This window comes from Nitrospira sp. Nam74 (genome assembly GCF_965152615.1).
Genome location: NZ_OZ224220.1, coordinates 3,619,744 through 3,642,871 on the forward strand (window position 1 = coordinate 3,619,744; position 23,128 = coordinate 3,642,871).

Here is a 23,128-nt window from a genome sequence, read left to right on the forward strand (position 1 = left end):
GAACCGCGGTGGCGGAGCGTCGGCAAAGTCTACCGGACGCCCGGGCAAATGAAGCACAGCCTAGCACGCCCCGGTCAAGAGAACCAGACTCCTGGATAAGACAACGTCACATGATCGTCCTATAGTGCGACATGGAATGCAGTGTCGATGGCGGATCGCGCATCGATCCGGTAACCAATAGAAAGGAGTACACCATGTCGACCAGCGCACTATCACCTGACGTAGGCAGTGTGAAGACTCGTCTCAAACAGATTTGGATGGCCGGCGACTACGATCGATTCTCGCGCTACATGGAAAGCGGTGCGCGCGAGTTCTACGAGCGTCTCAATGTCGCTCCTGGATGCCGATTGCTGGATGTCGGCTGCGGCTCGGGCCAGCTGGCGTTGATGGCCGCGAAGGATGGCTTGGAAGTGACCGGCGTAGACATCGCCTCCAACTTGGTGGAGCGCGCACAGGCGCGCGCGCAAGCGGAGCGTCTACGGGCCCGCTTCCAGGAAGCCGATGCAGAAGCGCTTCCGTTCGAGGATGCGAGCTTCGACGTGGTGACGAGCTTGATCGGCGCGATGTTCGCGCCGCGGCCTGAACTCGTGGCGAAGGAGTTGCTGAGGGTGTGCGAACCGGGGGGCACCATTGCCATGGCTAACTGGACGCCACAGGGTTTCATCGGACAGATGTTCAAGACCGTGTCGACATTCATTGCACCGTCCGGGATGCCTTCGCCGGTCTTGTGGGGTGATGAAACTACAGTGCGTGAACGGCTCGGCAATGGACTGTCGAGTCTTAATCTGGTCAGGCGCCACTATACGTTCAGTTATCCTTTTCCTCCCTCGGAAGTCGTGGAGTTCTTCCGCCTGTACTATGGACCGACCCATCAGGCGTTTGAATCCCTTGATGGCGGCGGCCGTGGGCGTCTTCGCCAAGAACTCGAAGCACTCTGGGCTGCTCAGAATCGAGCCGGAGCAGGGTGCACCACGGTCTTCGCTGAATATCTGGAAGTGATCGGCGTTCGGGCGTGAAGCTCCTTGAATAGGAGGCCCATATGAAACAGATTTCCACGATCGGAAAGGCGCGCATTGAAGCGCAGGGGTTTGTTGATCTCGACGATCAGACATTGGCGCAGGTCAACTATTGGCTGCGGATGTCTCCCGCGATCTGCATGCTCTGGGGTGCTGTTGGAACAGCCCTGACCTCAGCGACGATTCTGTGGTCGTTGGTCCCGTTTGCCGCGGTGGGGGCTCTCCTTACCGGCCACCCCTTTGATGTCCTGTACAACTTCGGGTTCCGCCACTTCGTAGATGGCCCGCGCTTGCCGAAGTATCCATTGCCTCGGCGTTTTGCCTGCCTGATGGCGACGGTCATGATCTCGGGAGCCGCTTGGAGTTTTCAGTCCGGACAGTCTGTGATCGGACACATCCTCGGTTGGTCCCTTGTTGCAGCAGCCTTCGCGAACGTCAGCATTGGGTTCTGCGTGCCTTCCTTCATTTATAGGATGGTCTTCGGGAAACCGTCGTCGTGCGCCGTGGGACACAGCCCTCTGAGAGAACGAAGACCGGAAATCATGATCGTTGGCTAGAACCGCAAGACCTTTGTAGAACACGCCACAGGAGGAACGGCATGGCACATCTCATTCAGCAACCGACCATCGTCACGGCAGCGGGAAACAAACACAAGGAGATTGCCGAGTACGTGGGGCGTCTCAACTCCGCCACGGCGGCGTTGAGCATTGCACACATGAAGAGTCCGCCGGACTGGAGTGAGCCGGGGCAGACTCCCGACTTCAATGAATATACTGTGGTCTTGCGCGGATCGCTTCGTGCGGAAACTCGCGCGGGAATTATCGATGTAAGAGCGGGGCAGGCGATTTTGGCTCCCAAGGGTGAATGGGTGCGCTACAGCACCGTGGGGCCGGATGGCGCCGAGTATGTGGCGGTGTGTATGCCGGCCTTTTCTCCGGAACTCGTACGACGGGACAAATGAGCACGCTTGAGGTGTTCACAATACAAGGAGGTCGCCATGTACGACATAAAAACTCTGAGCAAGATGAAGACTCTGGAGACCCATGCGCCCGAGGCGATGAAGGCGTTCGTGGCGTTCGACAAGGCCGCCGTGGCTGACGGAGCGATCCCGGGAAAGTATAAGGAACTGATCGCGCTGGGGGTCGCGTTCACCACACAGTGCCCGTATTGCATCGAGGTCCACGCGAACAACGCGCGAGGGCTAGGCGTTTCGGATCGGGAGATCGCCGAAGCCGTTCTCGTCGCGGCGGCGTTGCGCGCTGGCGGGGCGATCACCCACGGCACGCACGCGGTGAACGGAACCTAAACGCACTCCGACTCAGTGAGGCGGACTGTTCAAGCCTGCAGCAAGATCGACCAATTGCATTCCGCGTCCAAGAGAAGAAGGAGGTACGCCATGAAGTTCTCCCACATCATCGAGTTCGCGGCGGCTGCTCTGCTCATCTGTACCGCTCCTAGCTGGGGCACAGAATCGACAGTGGCGCCTGCACCGTCGACGAGCCTTTCTGACACGGTCCCCCTCTACACGAACCTCGGGGACCACCACAAACCCATCTCCACTCGAGTCCCGGCCACACAGCAGTACTTCGACCAGGGCCTGCGACTCCTCTACGGATTCAATCACGCGGAAGCGATCCGGTCCTTCACGCACGCCGCAGAACTCGATTCCACCTGCGCCATGTGCTATTGGGGGATCGCACTCGCCTACGGCCCGCACGTCAACGCTCCAATGGACTCGGCGAGCGGAATCGCCGCGTACGCGGCGGCGCAGAAAGCGCTAGCGCTCAAGTCCCAGGCCACGGCGCCTGAGCGCGCGTACATCGAGGCGGTCGCGCAGCGTTACGAGGCGGTCCCGCCAACCGATCGTACTCGGTTGGATACGCTGTACTCGCGCGCGATGGAGCGGGTGGCCAATAGCTATCCCGACGACCCCGACGCCGCGACGCTGTATGCCGAATCGCTGATGGACCTCCGACCGTGGAACTACTGGCAACCCGACGGGACTCCCTACCCCGGCACCAATGAAATCGTAGGCCAGCTTCAGAGAGTCATCTCGCGCAATCCGAACCACCCCGGCGCGTGCCATTACTACATCCACGCCGTCGAAGCGGTGAACCCGCAGGCGGCGGTGCCATGCGCCGAGCGGCTCGCTCAGCTCATGCCGGGCGAAGGACACATGGTCCACATGCCCGCACACATCTACATCCGCGTCGGACGGTGGAACGACGCCGTCCAGGCCAACCAACACGCCATCCACACCGACGAGGTGTTCATCGAAGGGCAGCACCCGATCGGCGTCTATCCGCTCGCGTACTACCCGCACAACATCCACTTTCTCGCCTTCGCCTCCACGATGGCGGGCCGCAGTGCGCAGGCGATTGAGGCATCGAATACACTCACCTCCAAGGTGAACGTGGACGCGGCGCGCCAGGTCGGGATGCTGCAGGAGATGCTGCCGTACCACGCGCTCACGCTCACGACGTTCGGAAAATGGGACGACGTGCTCGCCAAACCGCTTCCGCCTGAAGACATCCGCTTCTCGTATGCCATGGCGCACTACGCCCGCGGCGTGGCTCACGCCGCGAAGGGACAGTGGGCGGAGGCGCAAGCCGCGCTCGACACGGTGACGGCGATCAACGCCACGACGCCCGAAGGGGCCGATGGCAAGACGGCGCTCTCGATCGCCGTGCAGGCGCTGTCCGGCGAGATTGCCACCCGCCGCGGCGACCTTGACGCGGGCACGAACTACTTCCGGGAGGCGGCCAAGATCGAGGACGCGGGACTCTACTTCGAACCGCCCAAGTGGTACTACCCAATTCGGCACTCGCTCGGCGCCGCACTGGTGAAGGCGGGACAAAATGCCGAGGCCGAAAAGGTGTATCGCGAGGACCTCCGGCGCTTCCCCGAGAACGGCTGGTCCCTGTTCGGGCTCGCGCAGGCGCTCCGGGCGCAGGGGAAGAACTCCGAAGCGGCCGCAGCGGAAGCGCGCTTCCGCCGAGCGTGGGCGAGCACGGACGTGACGCTGACGGCATCGAGGTTCTAGCGAATTGAGTGACCTTCTGGTTCACTCCCTAAGCCCCCGGGGAGGTACTCCAAGAAGATCATTGATGGCAACCATCTAAGCCGCTCTAAGTTTGGGTCAGGTCTTGAGCTCGTCATCAGGCAGCCAAACCGAATTCAACCCCGGAGAACTGTCGGGTGAAGGAGTTATCAAAGACAAGACCTGACCCCTGAGGCCCCTCGACATTCATTGCGCCATCCGGGATGCCGTCGCCGGTCTTGTGGAGCGATGAAGCAACGGTCCGTGAACGGCTGGGCAAGGGCTCTCGGATCTCAAACCCAACAGACGCCACTCAACGTTCAGTTATGCCTTTCCTCCCTCGCAGGTCGTGGAGTTCTTCCGCCTCTACTATGGACCGGCCAATCAGGCGATCGCGTGGAGGTCGCGTTCACGACCCACTGTCCGTACTGCATCGAAATCCACGCCAACAACGGTCGATGGCTCGGTACGTCTGAGGCAGATCGCCGAGACCGTATTAGTCGCCTCGGCATTGCGCGCGGGGGGATCACCCATGATACACACGCGCTGAAGTGAACGTGAAAGTTCTCGACTGCACGTAGAACCAAGGCATCCCTTTTGCGATGGGTCAGCTTGGTTTATTGTTGTGTGAGGTGGATGAAGACCGGAAGGCGCAGGCTTGGCCAGGGGCGGCACGGGGGTTCGGTATCGATTCGGCTACCCATTCCAAGCCGCGGGCAACGTGCGGCCGGCTCTCATGTTCGCGGGCAGCGCGATATCCATTTTCGCTGGCGGCGGCATGTTCCTGCTATGCATCATCTCGATGAATGTGTCCTTGTCGATCGACAGGTTCAGACGTTCGTTGAATTGCTTCTCCTCGCCGATGGTGGATGATACCCGGCCGTTGTAATCGTGACCGGGGTAGACGATGGTGGCATCCGGCAGTGCGAACAGTTTATTGCGGACGGAATCGAACAGCTTCTCCGCAGACCCGCCCTGAAAATCCGTACGGCCATTGCCGCGTATGAACATCGTATCGCCGGTGAAGACCGCACCGGGCAGAACATAGCTGGTACAGCCATCAGTGTGGCCAGGGGTGGCCAACGCGGTCATCGTTGTGGCGCCGAAGTGCAGCTCCTGGCCATCATGCAGAAATATGTCGGCACCCGTGACAACACCTTGTGCGCCGCCACCATAGACTATTTGCGCACCCGTCCGATCCTTGATCATCGATGCGCCCGTGATGTGGTCCGCATGGATGTGCGTTTCGACGGCAAAGGCAAGCGTCAGACCCAGCTCTTTGATTGTTGTAAGGTCGCGTTCGACGTTTTCAAGGACGGCATCGATGATGACCGCCTTGCCCGAATTCCGGTCGGCCACGATGTAAGTGCGGCTTTCCGCCCTGTCGTCGATATCCTGCATATGGTTCACGTCCAGCAGGATGATCACGGTATACGTGCCTTCGATAGCCATGACCTGCGCCCCCAAGCGTGCTGTATTCGTTCGTCCAATGGACGCACGAAAGAAACGCCGCTATTTTACGTTTTACTGTCTACTCGGTCTATCGTTGGAGCAGGAGGGCGTTGTAGCAGGATCAATTCATGCAATCACCCGCCTGTGCACCGTTCCACTTCCCTAACAAACCGCTGGGTCGCCGCGATGAGACCACGAGGATCCTGTTGAATGCGGCTCCCCAAAATAAACACGACATCCCGTCCATAGAGCGGTCCCAGCTCAGCCACTTGCTCGAATCCGATCCGGCCGGCCGCCGTCGGAAACATCGGCCGAATGTGGTGCCAGGACGAGCGACACGCCGCGGCGACCGCCGAGCAGTCGTCCTTGGTCATCGCGAAGCCTGTCCCGTAGCTGGGATAAATCGAAACGTCGGCCCCGGCGAGCCGAGGCAATTGACCATACAGGGCAGCGGGAGCGACGCCGTTGTCCGGATGCACGCCGTAGCTGCCGAGGAAAGACGGATGGCTGGCGATCGGCAATGCCACGGTGTCGTCGTCGGCCAAGGCCCGAAGCGCATCGAACCCGGTCAAGCCCGGAGCGATGAGCAGGCCTCCCGCGCCTGCCTGTTTAGCCCAACGGGCACGCCGGCGTATGTGATCCATGGGACCACTCACATGCGGCAAGTACAGACAGGGACGACCTCTCTGTGCGGCTCCCTTGGCCACGGCCTCGGCGCAACGTGCGACGCGTTCCTCGAACGGACAGAAGGAATGGTCCATGAGGCCTTGGTCGTCTTTGATCAAGTCCGCACCGCCAAGGGCGAATTTGAACGCCAGATCGGAAAGTTCCCGCGGCGACAGCCCGAGCGGCTTCAGCACGGCGCAGACCAGCGCCCGATTGTGCACCCCGCACGCCTCTCGGATTCCCTCCACCCCGAATCGAGGGCCGCGCCAGCCCGATAACAAAGAGACCGGCAGCTCCCACGACAGCAAACGAACACCCGGGCGCAAACTACTCGTGCCGAACAAGACATTCAACAGGCCCGTGCAATCGTCGCCGATCAGGTTGCCGGAATACGTGATCCTGACGTCATAGCGACCAGGAGACCCAGGGCCGACTTCCTCGAGCCGCCCCACAATCTGTTCGCGAAGACGCGGCGTCAGTACCTCCTTACTGGCCTCGACAGTCTGATCCACACAGATGAGATACGCCCTAGCGCGCGCCTCCGCCTCCGAGCCGGTCACTTGGTAAACCGCAGTGACTCGGTTTTCCGCCGAAGAGTTGTCCGACCCGGCTACTGATTTGGAGATCATGGAAGCGGTTTGATCCTATGTAGCCGCCAAGCGTACGTGGTGGCGCGAAGAAATGCCAGCTTGATACGCCACTCAGGAGACGGAACTAGATTTCAAAGTCGATTCAACGTTTCCTTCTCTACGCGCTGCAATTAAATCTCGGGATCGTCACATCGAAATGCATGACTTGATTCAGTCGATGAAGGACCATGCGGAAATTCCATCTACGTTCGATGGAGAGATTCCTGAGTTCGCCTTTGGAAATGGCGAGGCTCGGTTGCTTATAGGGCAGCGGTATCTCGTAACAGACCCGGACGGGAATGAGTCGCCAGGGCTATTAACGACCGCGATGGTTAACGATAACGAGCAAAGAGCATACTGCGCGCTATCCTTCGCTAGCGGAAAAGCAGGGACATACACATGGCCCCTCTCTGAGGCAGAAATGGCAGCATGGCGGAAGCATCCTGATACATTCTTCGGCGAGGTTGGGCAGCGATCAACTAGAGCAGAAGACCCGCTTGACCTTTATGATTTCTTCCACAATTCTTATCGCCAAACGCCCAAAGAACGATTACTTGAGTTCATGGCTGACGCACCTGATCTTGAGGATCTCAGGGAGCTTGAGCAGTCACACCTAGTGAGCATATACGCGGAGCGTTGCGTTTGTTCGATAGTTGCACAGCAGTCATAGCCACCCACCGGCGGCTCCAGCTAACACCGAAGCGTGGCACCAAAAACGAGCCCCTCATACTTCACGTCACCGGGACAGCATAAAAGGGTCGGACGTCTCTTCTCATGATCCCTCTTTAGGCACATGGCCCCGGCTTATGTTGAATAGTTAGTGGGGTGATCTCCTCACATATTTTACGAGCACTTCACTGATGTCCGTCGGACTCTCCTTGGTTAGGATATCGTTCTTCCCATCACACGGAGAGACAAAATATGCCACTCTTCCACCGCATCTCCGCCATAAGCAAACCGCCGAAAAGTAGCTTATAGAGCTTATAAGAGGTCTTCATGGCGACCTACTGATTCAGATTAACTGGACCGACCAAGGTATTCGGAACATCAAGGGGTTCTGAAAAAACGCTCGAACAGCTGACTACGCCTAGTTTTGTATAGCCTAAAACGAAAAAATAAGTGCCTTGCGCACAAGACTTAGGCAGGGACGTCAATATATTCGACCTGGCTACTGGCTGGCGGGACGGGCAGGCCGTCTTGAGCCCTTCAAGATGAAACTCGATGGCTTCGCGGATGAGGGATTCAGGTGTGCACCACCTCTACTGCCATGTAGCCAAATGCGATCCTGCGCTCCATTCCTCGCTGCTCACGGAACGTTCAGCTTTACGCTAATCGCTCCGCCCAGGTCGCCCTCCTTTGCACCTTCTTTCGGGTAGCCGGAGAGGTCCCGCTCGCCCTTCGGCTCACCATGACAGGCTAGGCAGGCCTTCTGATAGTACAAGGGCAGCATCACCCGGACTGCCTTGCCCCCATCTACTACTTCACTGAGGATGCCATCACTTTGTCGGGGATAGGTGGGATCAGCAAAACGAGCTAATATCCGTCGCTCGAACTCATCTGGGGCATTTTGCGGGTTACGGGGAGGATTCATGGTCTGGCGCAAGTAGACCTCGGTGTAGCTGCGGAAGCTGGAGGCCGTGGTAGTGCCGAAGACGGCCGGAATGAAGCCCTTGAATCCGATACCTTCCAGATTAATGATGTGCCGCACATCACCCACGGTCTTCTTGCTGGCCTGGACCAATGTCGGAAGCAACTGTTTGGCCACCTCCGGCACGTTGCTCTGTTGCAGTGCGAATAGATTCAAGCCCGTCCGTTGTTGAAAATTCTCAGACAATTCTTGTTCGAATACGGCAGGGCTATAGCCCTTGTCGCCTTTCTTCCGATCATTGATCAATGGCTGCTTATTTGCGATGGTGACTCGACCGGCATCCAACAGGAGGGCGAGGAGACGGCCCGTTTCCACAAGTTCTTCCGTGGTGGGCTGTGCGGCCAAGCCGGCTTCCAATTCTAAGAGAGATACCAACATGAGCACCACAGCCAGGCTGCTGCGATTCATAAGGCCCTCATGTGTGAACGCGGTTTTGGCTCACACCTACGGGAAAGCTGAAGTGGAGTCAAGTCGTTGTCAATACTACAGGTAATTTCAATTGAGAGTGTCACAGCGTTTCTTGGTGTCTGAAGAGGTGATAAATTTGAAGATGATGCGATAGGCTCGATCGACCCTAAAGCTCGAGACTTCCTGGTGCTTCGGATACACTTTCCCGGTATGAAGTGGCGGATGAAAACTGGCATCCATACCCATAAAAGGCAGGCAAAACTGATTTCTTTCGAGAGAACCTTTCACCAATAACTCAGACACCAGTGCAGATGGTTTATTGATATGCCTTGCAGAGGGCGGTCTCGATTTGTTTATTTCAGTTCACAAATCGTTTTAGAGACATGCCCTGAGCTTACTTATATAGGGTAGCTGGTTAGGTGATCTCCTGACATCTTCTAGGAACACTTCACTGATGTCGGCTCCTCTTTGATTCGGATATCAGTCTTCCCATTACACAGGGAGCCAAAATATGCCGCCCTTCCAACGCCTGTCCGCCGTAAGAACCGTCGACGAGTACCTAATAAAAGGAGGCCATCATGGCGACCTATCTGATTCAGATTAACTGGACCGACCAAGGTATTCGGAACATCAAGGATTCACCCAAGCGGTTGGATGCCGCCAAAAAGACGCTCAAAGACCTGGGTGGTGAGGTGAAAGGGTTCTACATGACACAGGGCGCCTCAGATGCCTTGCTCATCGTCGACGTCCCAACAGACGAGGCGCTCGCCAACTTTGTGCTGAAGGTGGGCTCTGCCGGCAACGTCCGGACCTCAACCGTTCGTGCCTATGCGGAAGACGAGTACCGGAGAATCATCGGAGGCGTGTCTTGATCGTTACGGCGGTTCTCGTCGGTAGGGCGGGGAAGGAATGGCAGATAGGCAAGGGCAACACGATATATCGGGCCACTCCGACCAGGATCTAGGCGAAACACGCCGGTAAAGGGGTTTCCTGCACTCAGTGCTTCTCTCTCTCCAGAATCGGCACCATACGCTCGCGTTGTGCACAATCTGGGAGAATAGGTCCCATAGGTGAAACATCCCCGATTGAGCGGCATCCAGCCCTATGTTCTTGGCTCGGTGTCGGGCTCTATGTCATACTTATTGCCCATTATCCAGATGATCCGCGAAGCGTCCCCATCCGGCACACGGGGGAAATGAAGGGTTGCGGGGCAGAATCGCTGAGTGGGTGTAGAAAGAGGGGAAGGGAATGAGGGCGCATCCACATCTTCGGTCATTACTGTTCATGGTGATAATCATTGGGGCAGGAGCCACAGTACGAGCCGCCGAGCCATCGTTCGATCAAACCGCGCGATACCTCCTGGAATTGGCCAAAGCTTTCCGCACGGCCTATGTGCTGCAAGTCGTCGAGCATGTGCGGTCGGGCGGCATTCAACCGAATGAAGATTGGGTGAGGGCGTCCCATCTCGTACCGCTTCCGGCGCAATTCGTAAAAGGTGCGGCGGAGCAAGTGACCGGGTTTGAGCTCGGCCTGATTGGGCTCACTCCGCTGAACAGCGCCAACCGTCCAAAATCGCAAGCAGAGACAGACGCGCTCCTCAAGCTCGAGAGTAATCGGGACCTGTCGGTGCTCACCTTCATCGATGGAGCGGAGTTTAAGGCTATCTCGTCGGATCTCGCGATTGTGCAATCATGCGTCGATTGTCATAATCACCACCCCCGGGCGACCCGTCATAATCTTCGGCGATGGGATGTCGTGGGTGGAATCGTCGTGCGGCTCAAGCGCGATTCCACACCGGAAGGAATGACCCTCGACAATACAGGCCCGCCGAAACGGCCCGCTGGACCGTTGGAGCGGCTTACCCCAAACTCCAATGTTCCTCCACCCTGGGTGCGCTAAAGAAGTCACGCGTCAACGCTGAGTGACATCTACTCGACAATACCACATCAAACAGCCACAGGAAGCTGAGGCCAACATCCGCCGACGATCGGCGACCACGTCACGGCATCGACCGCGCCGGCCTATCATAGGAATGTGGCGTTGTAGAACGGTGATGCTGTAGGCTTCGACTTGTGCGAGGATACCGCTCTAGAAGAGAGTTCGTCTTTCGGAGCCGATATGCAACAGAAGTCCGGTACCCGCCGCTGCGCTTGGGTTGATCTTACCAAGTCCGACTACATCGACTATCACGATAACGAATGGGGTGTGCCAGTCCATGACGACCGACGCTTATTTGAATTTCTGATTCTGGAAGGTGCTCAAGCCGGGCTCAGCTGGTACACCGTCTTGCGCAAACGGGAAAACTACCGCCGCGCTTTTGACCACTTCGATCCGGAAACGGTGGCTCGCTATGGCGAACGAAAGGTGCAAGAGCTGCTGGGAAATTCAGGCATTATCCGAAACAAATCCAAAATTCTTGCCGCGATTAACAACGCGCGGAGGTTCCTGGAGATTCAGGAGCAGTTCGGAAGCTTTGACGCCTACATATGGAAATTTGTCGACGGCCGGCCGATTGTGCATGCCTTCAAAAGCTTGAAAGATTATCCGGCGACGAGCCGGGAATCCGACGCGATGAGTAAAGATCTGCGCCAAAGAGGCTTCACATTCGTGGGATCGACTGTGTGCTATGCACATATGCAGGCGACGGGCATGGTGAACGACCATGCGATCGCGTGTGCCAGACGGCAGGAGATCATCGATGGGTATTCGGAGGAGGATGAGCTCAAGGACTCGTAACGTATGAAGGCTCGACATTCCTCGTGCTGCTTGCCGACGCAGACGTGCGCGCTGTACGAACGCGTGAATCGACCCGCCTGCTCCCTCGGGTGCTGCGAGATCGGCCTTGACGGTGCCCGGCATCGTATGGTGAGCTTTTCGCGAACCTCCGGACGTGCGCAAGACCGGCCTGAACAGAGTTCGAAAACCGCCGAAAGTCATCAAGGAGTTTACCGATGAAGATACTGACGTTGGCAGTCTTGATGATCGCTGTCATATGGAGCCATGCGGCGGCCCAGTCGTCCGACATGGAATTCACGCCGGGTCCACGGATGATCCGCGCCATCGAGCAGACCGCGGGATACTATGTGCACCTCGGCCACAGTCTGGGGCTGACGCCGGAGCAGAAGGAGACCATGGCGCGTCTCGTTCAGGGCATGAAGACCGACATGTGGATGAAGGAGGCGGTGCTGGTCGGGATGTTCCAGGAGCTGGAGGAAAAGCGCCGGCACGGTCTTCTGCAGGACAACGAATACCGCATCGCCAATACGCTGACCGGAGGAATCGAAACCGATGAGCTCAATCTTTTCATCGACACGCTCGCCGGCTTGCGCGGGTTACTCACCCCCGACCAGCAGGCCAAGGTCCGTGAGGCATCGCATCCGGCCCTAGAATTTCGCCTCTCGCAAGGGTTCAATACGAGAATCGGCCTGATGTCCTTGGAGGCTATTGGACGGGTCTACAACGGCTACCGCGATGAGCTGCGCTTGAGCGAGGCCCAGGCGCAAGCCATGCAGTCGCTACTGGAAGGCGCGCGCCGCGAGGTGCTTCGGCTCGGCACAGAGATCGACCTCAGCCGCGTGGAGGCCGATGAGCTGGTCATGCGGCCGGACGTGAACCCCGAGGTGATCCGCGCGAAGATGCAGAAGACCGGTGAGACGGAAGGGGTGCTCTTCAACAAAATCTTTTCGGTCTCGGACCAGATCGATGCGCAGTTGACGGAGGAGCAGCGAAAGAAACTGACCGAGCTGAAACAGAATCGTCAGCGCCATGCCGCCGGCGTGGAGCGGGCCGGCCATGCGAGCGCTGCTCATGGAGAACGTCCTGGCCATGCAGCCCCAGCCTTCGATTATTTCCTGGATCAAACCGGACGGCTCGGACTCACCCCGGAGCAGGTTGCCGGCCTCGTGGCTGCGAAGAACGAGACGAGAAAAGCCGTATTGATCGAGCAGGCGAAGCTGAAGGGGGCCGAACTCCAGCTCCTGAACCTGCTTCGCTATCAGAATGGCGAAACGCCGGTGCCGGAAGATAAGCTCGCAACCGCCGTTCAAGGCCTGGAACAGGTGCGGAGCAGGATCACCCAGCTGAAAGCCCTGGGGTATCTGAAAGCGCGACAGCTCCTCACCCCGGAGCAGCAACAGCGCGTGCATCCTCCGCAAACGTTCGAGGACGGACGATAACGTATATTGTTTGTGACGTTTGAGGAAGCCCAGAGAACCGTGAATTATGTGCAGTTGTGCCAGCCGCCGAGTGACCCGTCCGGAGGACTTTTACATCTCGATTTCCACACCTGTATGATGCTTGATCTTTTCCTTAATCAATCCTTTCGCAAGGTCCATGATCGTGTCGAAACCAAAGCTGCCAATCTTCTTTGCGCCCTCCTTGGTCTTCTTCCAGAGCTCAGGGTCCCTGACGGTCTCAAGATACTCGTATCCCTTCCACGTGATGCTTTTGGGCGTCACGAAGAAGATGTAGTCGTGATCCACCTGCCGCTTTGTGCTTTGCGACACGCCTAACTTCCCCCTGAACACCCACGCTTCAATGAACCCTGCTTGATACATCAAGCGGAGATGATGATGTATCTGATCATCTGACACCCCGAGTTTTTCGGCGAGGGGTTTGACGTCGATCTCTTCCAGGGTGGTCTGATCCGGGAGAAACGAATAGCTCTCAAGCTCAAGCAAGAGCGAGCGGACCAAATCCATATCGCGGTTCATGTGGCGCTACTCCTTGTTTCAGGCGCATCCGATCCCATAGCACGCTACAGAGGATATGAGAGCACCTTCAAGCTAATTTCAGTAATCTGCGAGACCAGTCTACTGCAGAATTGTAGACGTATTCCATGCCCCTGGAGGCGGACGAAGGATTTGTGTCTGTGGAGATGAGCGAAACGAAAGGGCTGACCGGCACGCGCCGCGAAATGATGACTGGCGCTTTTTCCATCTATTGCCTTTCTCCATGATCAATCTTCAGTAGCTCTTGCCGTCAAAAGACAAAGTCTGGTGAGGCTAGCGTCTCTGGTGTGGCGGTCCCATTCGACACCAGGATTGCGACGAGTGTGTCTGTGTAGCGAGTCCGGCGATAGGTCAATTGCACGACGCCAAAGACGAATGGTTCGGATTTGATGAGCTGAAACTGTTGTTCTTGGCAGGCCGCGAGGAAAGAGCGGCACGCCGTCTCCGAGCACGGTGGGATGGACGGACACAATCAATTCATCGAGCACCAAACGAGCCGTAGTCCTCATCCGTGAAGAGCCAGTCGATCTCGCCCGCCAGGCCGGTGATGTAGCCGTCCAAGCGCGTAGCTATGAAGCAGGCAAGTGGACGCATGGGGTGGTGATTGTATAGCATCCAAGCTTGTCGTATCTCAGCCCGGTGGAGTTCGAGCGACAGATCAGTGACTCTTAACGCGGTTTCCACGGACCCGGACCAATCAGCAATCAGTGCGATTCATCTGGCTCCTTCGGTTCGATGGCAGATTTCCAACCGATTGCCACTAGGATCCTCGAAAAAGACCGCATAGTAGCCAGGCCCTTCGTGGAACCCAGGGCCTTCGACATTCCGAGCTCCTGCCCGGACGATGATCTCAGCCAGCCGGTCGACCTCGCTGGGACTGTCTGCCCAGAAGGCGATCCGGCATTCATTGGCTGTATGCCGCGACGACTCGGTGACGCCAAAAAACTCGCTTGCACTGTCCGCTCCGGCTGCTTCGAACTGCAGCCAGTGCTCGATCCCGACGTCGCGTGTGAACCCCAGCGCCGGGAGGAGCGTCTCGTAGAAGGGCCGCGCCTCGGCCAGGCTTCGCACCCTCAGATCAATGTGATCGTATCGTCTCCGCATAAGTCCTGCTTCGCCGCATGATGAGGAAGCTCGGCCATTCTACTTTTTCAGGTTAGGCTGGTCTATTACAGTTTCAGCGAAAGGAAGAGTATGAGGAGGCGGACCGCCACGCTTCGGGAAATGGTTCCTGGCACCTTTGTGCTTTAATCTTTTTCGTATCTTGCTGTTATTCATTCCGTAGGAAATGTTTTAGCCGAGTTATATAATGGTGGCTAGTGCCTATGCTCAATGCGCTGATCCGGCTCCCCAACCTCCGCCAAACGGAAACCCCGCCCCTTCATCACCCACTTCCATTGGCTGTACCGCGCTGCCACCCCTATTGACTTGACCCGCGATCGCAATTCTCTTGGGATATTCTCTTCTGAAAACGCCCAGATGGCTGATGTCCAGTCTTTATAAAACAGACATCGAGAGGAAACCTTAGGAAACCATGACAGCTTGTCAGGCTCTTATTTTTCAGGGCACGCTTAGGACAGCGACTCGGGTAGCCTAGCGAAATAGACCATAGGCGAGACCGGGCTTTAACAGGTGTAAAGAGTTGTGAAAGTGCTGGTGACTGGCGCGACCGGGTTTATCGGTGCGGCCGTCGTGCGCGCCCTCGCGGCAGCCGGCGTCGAGGTGCGTGCGCTGGTGCGGCCGAACAGCGACCTGCGCAACCTCGATGACCACAAAGTCGAGTTGTTCCACGGCCACCTGCATGACCAGGACTCACTCCGCCGGGCACTCGCGGGATGTCGGCAGCTCTACCACGTGGCGGCGCACTATGCGCTTTGGGCCAACGACCCTTCCATCTTCTACGACGTGAATGTTGCCGGCTCGTTGAACGCTCTCACGACCGCTCAGGAGCTTGGCATCGAACGAATGGTCTACACCAGCTCAGTCAGTGCCGTCGGGATCCCGCACGGCGGCGGTCTTGGTACAGAGCAGACGCCGGTTTGGCTCGATCAGATGATCGGGCACTACAAGCGCTCGAAGTACCTGGCCGAGCAGAAGGTGATGAACCTTGCGCAAGCCGGCTTGCCGGTCGTGATCGTGAATCCCAGCGCGCCCGTCGGCGAAGGAGACATCAAACCGACCCCTACCGGCCAGATGGTCGTGGATTATATGAAGGGACGGATGTGGGGATACGTGGAGACCGGCCTGAACTTAATTGACGTGGATGATGTGGCGATGGGACATCTCCTCGCCATGGACAAAGGACGCGTGGGGGAGCGTTACATCCTCGCGAACCGGAACATGTCACTGCTGGAGATCTTTGAGATCTTGGGCGGACTAACCGGAATCAAGGCGCCCCGCCTGAAACTGCCTCAGCGGATGATCCTAGGACTGGCCTATCTCGATCACTGGCTTGCGGCGTACCTGACGCACCGGCCTCCCCGTATCCCACTCGATGGAGTGCGGATGGCCAAGTACCGTATGCACTACGACAGCAGCAAGGCGATTCGCGAACTCGGGCTACCGCAGACCCCCATCGAGACGGCGCTCAAGAAAGCCGTGACATGGTTCCGGGCGCATGGCTATGCCTAAGGAAGTCAGATCCGTGCGTCGAAGTCCGTGGGGCAGGCTTCACGGGTTTTCCCATGCCGCAGGCCTGATTCCCCTCTTCATTACTATTTTCGTGTTTGCCGGCTTGGCACTGGGGCATGAAACCCAGCAGGAAATCTCTGAAGCAAACGCTTGGTTGGAGTTCAATCACCATGTTGGAGGATTTATTGTCCTGATCTTGGCAGTCCTGACCTGGGTAGAAGTGCTGCAGAGTGAAGCGGCCGGCATGGTCAGGCTCGGCTGGCCGTCCTGCCTCATTCTCACCGGGAGCTATAACCTGATTTGGAGTGACAAGTTCGCTTGGCCGATCGGACCATCAGGGTTGGCCGAGAGCCTGGCTAATCCGCAGGTACTGCAGCATAAAACTCTGGCCGTCGCCGTGCTGACGCTGGGCGTGATTGACCTGTTGCGCCGGCTGAAGAAAGCAACCCATACCGCATGGTTGTTCCTCTTCTACGGTATAGCCATGCTTACCGGCGGCATCCTGCTTCTGCACGATTCGGGCACTGCGTCCCATGCGCATCTCTCCGGGGTAACGACAAGCCATGTGCTGATGGGATTCTTGGCCCTTCTGGCGCTTGTATGCAAGGTCCTCGTCGATCATCGTCTCATCGTCGGATGGGTCGCGTACCTATATCCGTTACTCTTACTGGGGCTGGGTATGCAATTGCTCCTGTTCACAGAGTCCTCTGGTATGGGGCGGTAAGTGAGGGTCTCATGCGGACCCGTCTGGATTTCATGAGGGCTTGATGCAGTCTCACCTTTTCAAGGTGCGCCATAGCAGTAAAGGAAAAAGCACGCTGCTTAGCATGAAGAAACTCGCGGGGCCTTTTGCCGGGCGACCTGGCGATCGTCCCCCGGCTCCCTCCCCTATCGCACGACCATATCATCGCGGCTTAGCGCCCGAACATATGCCAGCACGTCTCGCATTTCCTGTTTATTGAGCCACTCTCTAAAAGGCCGCATCCCTGTGCCTGGACGTCCGTCCCTGATCACCATATACAGCTCGGCATCCCGACTTATCACGGGTATCGTGGCTCAAGAAGTTCGCCGCACGAGGAATGAGGTGGGGTCCCATGTTGCCTTGCCCATCCCCGGCCGCCCCATGACAGACTGAGCAATGGCGTTCGTACACCAGTTGGCCGTTTGTCGCGTTACCCGCGATGTTCTCAATCGCCGTCTTGTCCTGCTTCCCAAGGACCGTGCCGTCGCTGCAATCGACATCGACGAGAACATGACGGCCGTCCTCTCTCACCACTTCGACAAGCCATACCATCTTGCCGTGTTTTTCGACGACATCTAATTCACGAACGTATCCTGGGACTGTAGCGAGGGCGGCGTTGATCGCCGCGTCGATGTTGGTTTTAAGCTCCGGCGCAGCGTGATGATGGTGCTCCTCAGCCCCGGCATGTGCACCATGAGGTGGAGAGCCAGCCTTGTCTGTGGCTGCCGCCGCTTGCTCGATCTCGATCGAACCGGGAGCGGCCGCCAGAAAGATGACGCCACAGAAGAGGACCAGGGAGTTCATGGGTTTCATCTGGATACCTTGTCAGGCGTCGACGTTAGAATCGTTTTAAAAGCTCGCGTTTCTTGTCGAGATATTCTTCGTCGCTCAGGACGTGCTCATCGTGCAAGCGTTTCAATCGCCGTAGTCGATCGTCAATCGACGCCTCATCGTCCATGCGTTCTGGAGCGCTGGGCCGCGGCCCGGTGCCCGGAGGGCCGACGGCCGATTCAGATCGCACTGCTCCCAACAACCCCCGATAAGCGATCCTCAGCGTGGGGCTCACTGCCCGCACCAAATTCGGCAATCCTCGGCTCTCTGGAAAAACGGATTCATACTTACCTGCCACAAAGTCGAACGCCGCACCTGGGCGGACTATGAGCGGCTCCCGCCAGAGCGCGTCGCGAATCGTCGGCATGCTGACGACCACCCGAAAGTTGGGCAGGACGAGCCACAGGAGTCCATCCGCATGGAACCATGCCCCTGTGGTGATGTCTTCCAATTCCGCTGATCGCGGCTCGCTCAGAGCAAACACGGCCTGTTCATCTGGTCGAGCTTCCGCCAGCGTCTGACTGAGCGCCCTGCTTAAATACGTGATCTGTTCTTGCCGAAACGCCGGTTCAGACGCCCCTTTGACGGTCCACACAATCAACACGGACTGCTCTCGCTGCACCGCGATCGCTTGGAGAATGCGGGCCCAGTCCGCGGCAGGCAGGTCGAATGGATGGTCAAACGACTTCCGCTCAGTTCGGCTCTCGGCCGGGATGCGCTGAAGACGGACGACATGGCTCGTACTCTGGCAGGTCTCACACCCCAGCCGAGTTGCCGATTGCTTGCAGGCGGCAGCGCCGAGCCCGATGACCAGCATAGCGAAGCCGATGACCACGGCCTCTCGAACCATCTTTTTACATTCCTTACGGCTGTTCCGGCTGTTTCTCGGGCTCCCCCGGCTCCTCAGTGCAGACAGGCCGCCACGGCGCTGCGGTCCAGTGCCCTTTGATGACATAATCGGAAAACGACCGGTCTGCGGGTCTGCAGACGCCCTCCCGTGTCATCATCTGGGTCGAGTCCACAGCCCAAAAGAACAGAGCGCCGGGCACTGTCGCCACGAATCCGAGGAACGCGAGCGCGTACAGCGCAATCATCAGGACCCCTGTGGCTCAGAATGCGAAATCGAGGCCGAACAACATCGTTTGGCCCAGCAAATCGCCTCCTCCCGTCCCGACGCCGCGCGTGCGATACGTATTATATTCCGCATGGGCCGCGATATCGGTGCGCGATGACTGGTGAATGTAATATCTGGCCATAAACGTGTGCGAGTCGACATTGTTGTAGACCTTCGCAAACGTCGGGTCCCCCTGGCGATCGTTTCGGATCAAATCGTACCGGTAGATCAAGAGCCACCCCGGCATGCGTGTGAACGGGAGGGCTGTGGGATACCAGTCCAATTCGACGAAGCCACCATACCAGGAAGCATTTTGCGCATTCGCGATGCCTTGTGAGAGAAACAAATTCTTGCTGTCGTCGCCGTGCATCACGGCTCCAAAGAGATTCCATTCATTCCCGAGCGTGAGGCTCACATCGACGCCCACCCGGTTGAATGGTTGGCTGTTGCCCGCCACCGCCTGGCATGTTGGACAGGTCGGGTTGACCAATGTGGGCGCTTGCCCGTACATGCCAAAGACGCCGATCCGTTGCCCCGTCACAATCCCATAGCCGCCGAACGATTGCGTGGCATGACCGTAAAAATTGACGTGGCGGCCCCCCGTCCCGCAGGTCGTGCCGGCCGGACATCCGGCTAAGTGGCCACCGAAGCTATTCGTGCTGAGCGCCGCCAGGCTGTATCGAAAATAGCCGTTGGTCGCTGCGGTTTTCGTAATGCCGGCCAGCTCGGCGCCCGGCTGGTTGTCTCCGAGCATGAAGTCATTGGGATTGAGATACGAGCTGGTCGATGTCCCCGAGATCGTCGCAGTGTATGGGGTGCCCGGCAAGTAGTGATACATCACCATATTCGTATTGAGCGTTGGGCTGCGCTTTTCACTGAACGGCAGGTCAAGCTCGAACTTTCCCACGCGCACATTCAACAAATAGGTCGTCGGTTCGGGTTTGATTCCCACGAATTTCTCCAACCGCATCAGTCGAACCCAGGCCGACTCGAGCTCACTCTCAGAGGGCCCCGTCCCAAACCCTGCGCTTTTTAGTCCAGGCGTGAACACTACCCCTAATGCAATGTCACGATACAGGGTGCCGTAACTCAAGATGTCGAGCCCCGTGAATCCAAATCCGCCGGTGGTGATGCCACTGCCGTCGGTCCGGACACTGGCGAGCTGATAGCCGACCGTCGTTCGAAAGGACACGGGCCAAAAGCCCATCGTAATGGTCGGCGACTCCGGGATATCCATGTCGAGGCCCAATTGATACCCTTGGTCGCGGAAAAGGTTTCCGAAGTCGTTGAGCTTGGGAAAGCCCGGGACATGGCACACGTTACAGGCAAAGTTGTATTTTCTCGCGAACGCCGGAATGGCCGTCGCATCAGGAACGAGGGTTGACCAGGTATAGCTGAGTGCACCAATCAAGGCGATACATGCGGCGGTGATCGTCCGGCGTCTGAGGGTTCGCATGCGCTGCGTCCTCCTGCACGCAGGCCGCCGCGGCGGTGCAGCCCTCTTTGATCAGCCCGTCATGAGCAGCATAAAGGTCGCTTTATCCTCGATCCGGTTCGGACGACTCACAAGCAGACGACGCTGCGATACAGGAGACCGCAGATCCGTTACCGTTGAGTGAGGTAGGAAGTTTCACATCTTCAATCTGCGTCGTAGCAGTAAAGGAAAAAGAATAATACTGAGCAGAGCAATGGAGCTAGGTTCTGGAACAGCCGTCAAACGACCAAACAAGCCGTGGTCCTCTATTGCTCCATTCCCCGGTATCCCGGCTGTAAAGAACAGACTATTGGAATCGGCACCCATCACACCATTTCCAAACCGGAGCCCCCAGAGCCCCTCGATCACTAACGGTTGCCCATTTCGATCCTTGAGCTGCCCCAGGAACTGACCCGTCACCGGATCGAACGCGTTGATCGTCCCATTACCAAAGTTGCCCACCAGCAGGTCGTTGCTAAAGAGACCGGAGTGACTGCTGGCCAGTGTCAGCCCCCAGGGCGAGTTCAGAGGACCATTCGCAATGAAATGCCGCAGCAGTTGGCCATTGGGATTATAGATATCCACAAAGCCGTTCCCCGGTCCCGCCACATCGTCATGCAAGGCCGCATCCTGTTTGGCGTAGGTGACAAAGAGATTCCCACCCAAATTTTGAATATTGAACGGGGCAAAGCCCTGGGGAATGGACGGATCCGTGAAGGCGCCCGGTATGGAGACGGACCCAAAATTGGCATTGAAAATATCGATCTTCCCACTATGGAAATTCGTCGCATAGAGCAATGAGCCCGTATCCGCAGTAGCCGTGGCGATGCCTTTGTAGACGGCCGAGGAACTTGAGTTATCGACCTTCACGACCGCCTGCGTTCCATTGTTCCAGCCCGCGATCGTGCCGTCTTCCGTTGCAAAAAGGAACCGGGCGGGCTGACCTGGGGCGACGGCAAAGTCATTCGTTCCGTTAAAGACAGCACCCGTCGGAGCGGATGGCGGCATACCGCCTGCAGGGGGCGGAATCGTCACGACTAAGGGATTGTTCTGAGGAAACGCTTGACCCGTCCCATCGTACAGCGTAGCCACTCCCGTCTTATTGTCGGATGCCCAGAAGGGGCTGGTTGGGCTGGAGGCGAGGCCCCATGGGTTCACCAAGTTCGGATCCGTATGGGATGCTAGACCGGTAATATCGGACACGAGATTGTCTTGAACGAACTCGTCCCCATTTAATGCGGCCGAAAGTGAAGGCAACTGCAAGTGAAGAAGCAACAGCAAAAGACCAAGCACACTGATACGGAACATCGTAGTCTTCTTCATGGCTGAGCCTCACGCTAAGAGTGTGGAGGGCCCTATGAGAGTATTATTGCGTCCGCTTGCTATAAATGTTCACTGCGACCCGAAGTTTCACATCCGTCACAGAAGGATCACCTGGTCCCATATATGGTTTGACGCCTTCGTACTGTTTTCTGCGAGCGTTGAACATAGCCATAAGTATGATATTTCTGTACGTCCTTACACGTCGTTGAACTGGCTAAGGAGATAACCTACGGCCGTGGCGTGCGTCCGAATGAAGTGATCGAGGGACACGACTCAGTTGACACAATGTTCCGCGGATGAGTAGCTTGGGCTTTTTCTATCATCACTCTCAAGGAAGGAGACGAATTCATGGCGACTCACGATCAGGCCGGAGGGCCCACGCCCCAACTGTTTTTTCAGACGGCCAATGCCTACCAACGGTCACAAGCGCTGAAGGCAGCCGTCGAACTGGATCTGTTCACGGCCATCGCCGAAGGAAAGGACACGGTGCACGCGCTCGCGCAACGGTGTCGGACGGCGGAACGGGGCGTGCGGATTTTGGCGGACTACCTGACTATCCAAGGCTTCATCATCAAGACGGACAACCGGTACACGCTGACGCCGGATTCAGCGGTATTTCTCGATCGGAAATCTCCCGCCTGCATGGCATCGCTCCTGGGTTTCCTCCACGCGCCGAAGTTTATCGACGCGTTCCAGAATTTGACCGATGCGGTCCGGAAGGGGGGCACCGTGGCCGGCGAAGCCGGCACCGTCGCGCCGGAACATCCGCTGTGGGTAGAGTTTGCCAAATCGATGGTTCCGATGATGGCGAAACCGGCTGAAGAGATTGCCGTTCTTGTGAGCCAAACTCAGCCCGGCGTGAAGAAGGTTCTAGACATTGCGGCAGGGCATGGGCTGTTCGGGATCGAGATCGCCAAGCGGTGTCCTGACGCCCACATCGTCGCACTGGACTGGCCGAACGTCTTGACCGTCGCGCAGGACCTCGCCCGCCAAGCCGGCGTTGAAGGGCGATACCGGACCATTCCCGGTGACGCGTTCCAACAGGACTTTGGCACTGGCTACGACCTGGTGCTGCTCACCAATTTTCTCCATCACTTTTCGCCATCCACCTGCGAGACGCTGCTCCGGAAAATTCATCGGTGCCTCTCCCCCGGCGGCCGGGTTATCACTCTAGAGTTCGTACCCAACGACGACCGCGTCACGCCGCCTCCGGTGGCCGAATTCAGTTTGATCATGCTCGCGACGACTCCGGAGGGGGACGCGTACACTTTGAAGGAGTACGAGCAGATGTTCCGCGCCGCGGGCTTTGCCCGCACCGAGCTAGCCCCCTTGCCAGGCTCAATGGAGCAGGTACTCGTATCGTACAAATAGGACTCAGGACCAAGGCACTGCCTGCTGCACAAAACCGATGGGTCTGTCTGAAG

The 23,128-nt window shown here is 57.7% G+C and carries 23 protein-coding genes; 13 read left to right on the forward strand and 10 right to left on the reverse strand.

Annotated features, from left to right (window positions below):
- The first annotated feature begins 194 nt into the window (after positions 1–194).
- The 5 genes from ACWHYZ_RS16995 (at position 195) to ACWHYZ_RS17015 (ending at position 4,059) form a co-directional block, all read left to right on the forward strand.
- Positions 195–1,016, forward strand: a complete 822-nt coding sequence (locus ACWHYZ_RS16995; protein WP_447983863.1) for a class I SAM-dependent methyltransferase — start codon at positions 195–197, stop codon at positions 1,014–1,016.
- A 23-nt stretch (positions 1,017–1,039) separates the two neighbouring features.
- The gene (locus tag ACWHYZ_RS17000) at positions 1,040–1,573 is read left to right on the forward strand and encodes a DUF4395 family protein (protein WP_447983864.1); all 534 of its coding nucleotides are present in this window, start codon (positions 1,040–1,042) and stop codon (positions 1,571–1,573) included.
- Between the two features lie 41 nt (positions 1,574–1,614).
- Complete coding sequence (locus ACWHYZ_RS17005) at positions 1,615–1,977, forward strand: cupin domain-containing protein (protein ID WP_447983865.1); 363 nt, start codon at positions 1,615–1,617, stop codon at positions 1,975–1,977.
- Positions 1,978–2,013: 36 nt separating this feature from the next.
- Positions 2,014–2,322, forward strand: coding sequence for a carboxymuconolactone decarboxylase family protein (locus ACWHYZ_RS17010; protein ID WP_447983866.1), 309 nt, complete (start codon positions 2,014–2,016; stop codon positions 2,320–2,322).
- Between the two features lie 90 nt (positions 2,323–2,412).
- Complete coding sequence (locus tag ACWHYZ_RS17015; protein WP_447983867.1) at positions 2,413–4,059, forward strand: hypothetical protein; 1,647 nt, start codon at positions 2,413–2,415, stop codon at positions 4,057–4,059.
- 693 nt (positions 4,060–4,752) lie between these two features.
- Here ACWHYZ_RS17015 and ACWHYZ_RS17020 read toward each other — a convergent pair.
- A complete protein-coding gene (locus ACWHYZ_RS17020; RefSeq protein ID WP_447983868.1) occupies positions 4,753–5,508 on the reverse strand; it encodes an MBL fold metallo-hydrolase in 756 nt (251 codons plus the stop codon).
- 134 nt (positions 5,509–5,642) lie between these two features.
- Positions 5,643–6,803 carry a RuBisCO large subunit C-terminal-like domain-containing protein gene (locus ACWHYZ_RS17025; RefSeq protein WP_447983869.1) on the reverse strand — a complete coding sequence of 387 codons (1,161 nt, stop codon included), beginning with the start codon at positions 6,801–6,803 and terminating at the stop codon, positions 5,643–5,645.
- 178 nt (positions 6,804–6,981) lie between these two features.
- On the opposite strand from ACWHYZ_RS17025, the gene ACWHYZ_RS17030 reads away from it, so the two are divergent.
- Positions 6,982–7,473 carry a hypothetical protein gene (locus ACWHYZ_RS17030; RefSeq protein WP_447983870.1) on the forward strand — a complete coding sequence of 164 codons (492 nt, stop codon included), beginning with the start codon at positions 6,982–6,984 and terminating at the stop codon, positions 7,471–7,473.
- A 636-nt stretch (positions 7,474–8,109) separates the two neighbouring features.
- Here ACWHYZ_RS17030 and ACWHYZ_RS17035 read toward each other — a convergent pair.
- Positions 8,110–8,859, reverse strand: a complete 750-nt coding sequence (locus tag ACWHYZ_RS17035; protein WP_447983871.1) for a Tll0287-like domain-containing protein — start codon at positions 8,857–8,859, stop codon at positions 8,110–8,112.
- 578 nt (positions 8,860–9,437) lie between these two features.
- Here ACWHYZ_RS17035 and ACWHYZ_RS17040 point away from each other — a divergent pair.
- The 4 genes from ACWHYZ_RS17040 (at position 9,438) to ACWHYZ_RS17055 (ending at position 13,034) form a co-directional block, all read left to right on the forward strand.
- A complete protein-coding gene (locus ACWHYZ_RS17040; protein ID WP_447983872.1) occupies positions 9,438–9,731 on the forward strand; it encodes a GYD domain-containing protein in 294 nt (97 codons plus the stop codon).
- A gap of 376 nt (positions 9,732–10,107) precedes the next feature.
- Positions 10,108–10,758 carry a c-type heme family protein gene (locus ACWHYZ_RS17045; protein WP_447983873.1) on the forward strand — a complete coding sequence of 217 codons (651 nt, stop codon included), beginning with the start codon at positions 10,108–10,110 and terminating at the stop codon, positions 10,756–10,758.
- 219 nt (positions 10,759–10,977) lie between these two features.
- Entirely contained in the window at positions 10,978–11,595 is a 618-nt protein-coding gene (locus ACWHYZ_RS17050; RefSeq protein WP_447983874.1) for a DNA-3-methyladenine glycosylase I, read from the forward strand.
- A 215-nt stretch (positions 11,596–11,810) separates the two neighbouring features.
- Positions 11,811–13,034: a hypothetical protein gene (locus tag ACWHYZ_RS17055; RefSeq protein ID WP_447983875.1), complete on the forward strand. Its 1,224-nt coding sequence runs from the start codon at positions 11,811–11,813 to the stop codon at positions 13,032–13,034.
- Positions 13,035–13,124: 90 nt separating this feature from the next.
- On the opposite strand, the gene ACWHYZ_RS17060 is transcribed toward ACWHYZ_RS17055, so the two are convergent.
- Together ACWHYZ_RS17060 and ACWHYZ_RS17065 are read right to left on the reverse strand one after the other, a co-directional pair.
- Positions 13,125–13,571 (reverse strand): DUF2513 domain-containing protein, encoded by a 447-nt coding sequence (locus ACWHYZ_RS17060; protein WP_447983876.1) that lies wholly within the window; start codon positions 13,569–13,571, stop codon positions 13,125–13,127.
- Between the two features lie 732 nt (positions 13,572–14,303).
- Positions 14,304–14,693 (reverse strand): VOC family protein, encoded by a 390-nt coding sequence (locus tag ACWHYZ_RS17065; RefSeq protein ID WP_447983877.1) that lies wholly within the window; start codon positions 14,691–14,693, stop codon positions 14,304–14,306.
- 540 nt (positions 14,694–15,233) lie between these two features.
- Between ACWHYZ_RS17065 and hpnA the strand changes: the two genes are divergently transcribed.
- Positions 15,234–16,220 carry a hopanoid-associated sugar epimerase gene (gene hpnA / locus ACWHYZ_RS17070; RefSeq protein ID WP_447983878.1) on the forward strand — a complete coding sequence of 329 codons (987 nt, stop codon included), beginning with the start codon at positions 15,234–15,236 and terminating at the stop codon, positions 16,218–16,220.
- A 13-nt stretch (positions 16,221–16,233) separates the two neighbouring features.
- Positions 16,234–16,944 (forward strand): hypothetical protein, encoded by a 711-nt coding sequence (locus tag ACWHYZ_RS17075; protein ID WP_447983879.1) that lies wholly within the window; start codon positions 16,234–16,236, stop codon positions 16,942–16,944.
- Positions 16,945–17,190: 246 nt separating this feature from the next.
- On the opposite strand, the gene ACWHYZ_RS17080 is transcribed toward ACWHYZ_RS17075, so the two are convergent.
- From ACWHYZ_RS17080 to ACWHYZ_RS17100, 5 genes are all read right to left on the reverse strand, one after another.
- On the reverse strand, positions 17,191–17,775 hold the full coding sequence (locus ACWHYZ_RS17080; protein WP_447983880.1) for a PepSY domain-containing protein: 585 nt from the start codon (positions 17,773–17,775) through the stop codon (positions 17,191–17,193).
- 25 nt (positions 17,776–17,800) lie between these two features.
- Positions 17,801–18,643, reverse strand: coding sequence for an SHOCT domain-containing protein (locus tag ACWHYZ_RS17085; RefSeq protein WP_447983881.1), 843 nt, complete (start codon positions 18,641–18,643; stop codon positions 17,801–17,803).
- 13 nt (positions 18,644–18,656) lie between these two features.
- Entirely contained in the window at positions 18,657–18,887 is a 231-nt protein-coding gene (locus ACWHYZ_RS17090) for a hypothetical protein (RefSeq protein WP_447983882.1), read from the reverse strand.
- Between the two features lie 15 nt (positions 18,888–18,902).
- Entirely contained in the window at positions 18,903–20,363 is a 1,461-nt protein-coding gene (locus tag ACWHYZ_RS17095; RefSeq protein ID WP_447983883.1) for a hypothetical protein, read from the reverse strand.
- A 174-nt stretch (positions 20,364–20,537) separates the two neighbouring features.
- Positions 20,538–21,704 (reverse strand): TIGR03118 family protein, encoded by a 1,167-nt coding sequence (locus ACWHYZ_RS17100; protein ID WP_447983884.1) that lies wholly within the window; start codon positions 21,702–21,704, stop codon positions 20,538–20,540.
- Positions 21,705–22,052: 348 nt separating this feature from the next.
- Here ACWHYZ_RS17100 and ACWHYZ_RS17105 point away from each other — a divergent pair, with 348 nt between their 5' ends.
- A complete protein-coding gene (locus ACWHYZ_RS17105) occupies positions 22,053–23,075 on the forward strand; it encodes a methyltransferase (RefSeq protein WP_447983885.1) in 1,023 nt (340 codons plus the stop codon).
- Positions 23,076–23,128: the final 53 nt, after the last annotated feature.

What these genes read in the sequence shown, in the direction of transcription:
- ACWHYZ_RS17050 (WP_447983874.1), top strand. Translation starts at nt 10,978, where the DNA reads ATGCAACAGAAGTCCGGTACCCGCCGCTGCGCTTGGGTTGATCTTACC.
- ACWHYZ_RS17030 (WP_447983870.1), top strand. Translation starts at nt 6,982, where the DNA reads ATGAAGGACCATGCGGAAATTCCATCTACGTTCGATGGAGAGATTCCT.
- ACWHYZ_RS17080 (WP_447983880.1), bottom strand. Translation starts at nt 17,775, where the DNA reads ATGAAACCCATGAACTCCCTGGTCCTCTTCTGTGGCGTCATCTTTCTG.
- ACWHYZ_RS17090 (WP_447983882.1), bottom strand. Translation starts at nt 18,887, where the DNA reads ATGATTGCGCTGTACGCGCTCGCGTTCCTCGGATTCGTGGCGACAGTG.
- ACWHYZ_RS17060 (WP_447983876.1), bottom strand. Translation starts at nt 13,571, where the DNA reads ATGAACCGCGATATGGATTTGGTCCGCTCGCTCTTGCTTGAGCTTGAG.
- ACWHYZ_RS17095 (WP_447983883.1), bottom strand. Translation starts at nt 20,363, where the DNA reads ATGCGAACCCTCAGACGCCGGACGATCACCGCCGCATGTATCGCCTTG.
- ACWHYZ_RS17045 (WP_447983873.1), top strand. Translation starts at nt 10,108, where the DNA reads ATGAGGGCGCATCCACATCTTCGGTCATTACTGTTCATGGTGATAATC.
- ACWHYZ_RS17055 (WP_447983875.1), top strand. Translation starts at nt 11,811, where the DNA reads ATGAAGATACTGACGTTGGCAGTCTTGATGATCGCTGTCATATGGAGC.
- ACWHYZ_RS17085 (WP_447983881.1), bottom strand. Translation starts at nt 18,643, where the DNA reads ATGGTTCGAGAGGCCGTGGTCATCGGCTTCGCTATGCTGGTCATCGGG.
- ACWHYZ_RS17105 (WP_447983885.1), top strand. Translation starts at nt 22,053, where the DNA reads ATGGCGACTCACGATCAGGCCGGAGGGCCCACGCCCCAACTGTTTTTT.
- ACWHYZ_RS17100 (WP_447983884.1), bottom strand. Translation starts at nt 21,704, where the DNA reads ATGAAGAAGACTACGATGTTCCGTATCAGTGTGCTTGGTCTTTTGCTG.
- ACWHYZ_RS17025 (WP_447983869.1), bottom strand. Translation starts at nt 6,803, where the DNA reads ATGATCTCCAAATCAGTAGCCGGGTCGGACAACTCTTCGGCGGAAAAC.
- ACWHYZ_RS17035 (WP_447983871.1), bottom strand. Translation starts at nt 8,859, where the DNA reads ATGAATCGCAGCAGCCTGGCTGTGGTGCTCATGTTGGTATCTCTCTTA.
- ACWHYZ_RS17005 (WP_447983865.1), top strand. Translation starts at nt 1,615, where the DNA reads ATGGCACATCTCATTCAGCAACCGACCATCGTCACGGCAGCGGGAAAC.
- ACWHYZ_RS16995 (WP_447983863.1), top strand. Translation starts at nt 195, where the DNA reads ATGTCGACCAGCGCACTATCACCTGACGTAGGCAGTGTGAAGACTCGT.
- ACWHYZ_RS17040 (WP_447983872.1), top strand. Translation starts at nt 9,438, where the DNA reads ATGGCGACCTATCTGATTCAGATTAACTGGACCGACCAAGGTATTCGG.
- ACWHYZ_RS17065 (WP_447983877.1), bottom strand. Translation starts at nt 14,693, where the DNA reads ATGCGGAGACGATACGATCACATTGATCTGAGGGTGCGAAGCCTGGCC.
- ACWHYZ_RS17000 (WP_447983864.1), top strand. Translation starts at nt 1,040, where the DNA reads ATGAAACAGATTTCCACGATCGGAAAGGCGCGCATTGAAGCGCAGGGG.
- ACWHYZ_RS17010 (WP_447983866.1), top strand. Translation starts at nt 2,014, where the DNA reads ATGTACGACATAAAAACTCTGAGCAAGATGAAGACTCTGGAGACCCAT.
- ACWHYZ_RS17015 (WP_447983867.1), top strand. Translation starts at nt 2,413, where the DNA reads ATGAAGTTCTCCCACATCATCGAGTTCGCGGCGGCTGCTCTGCTCATC.
- ACWHYZ_RS17020 (WP_447983868.1), bottom strand. Translation starts at nt 5,508, where the DNA reads ATGGCTATCGAAGGCACGTATACCGTGATCATCCTGCTGGACGTGAAC.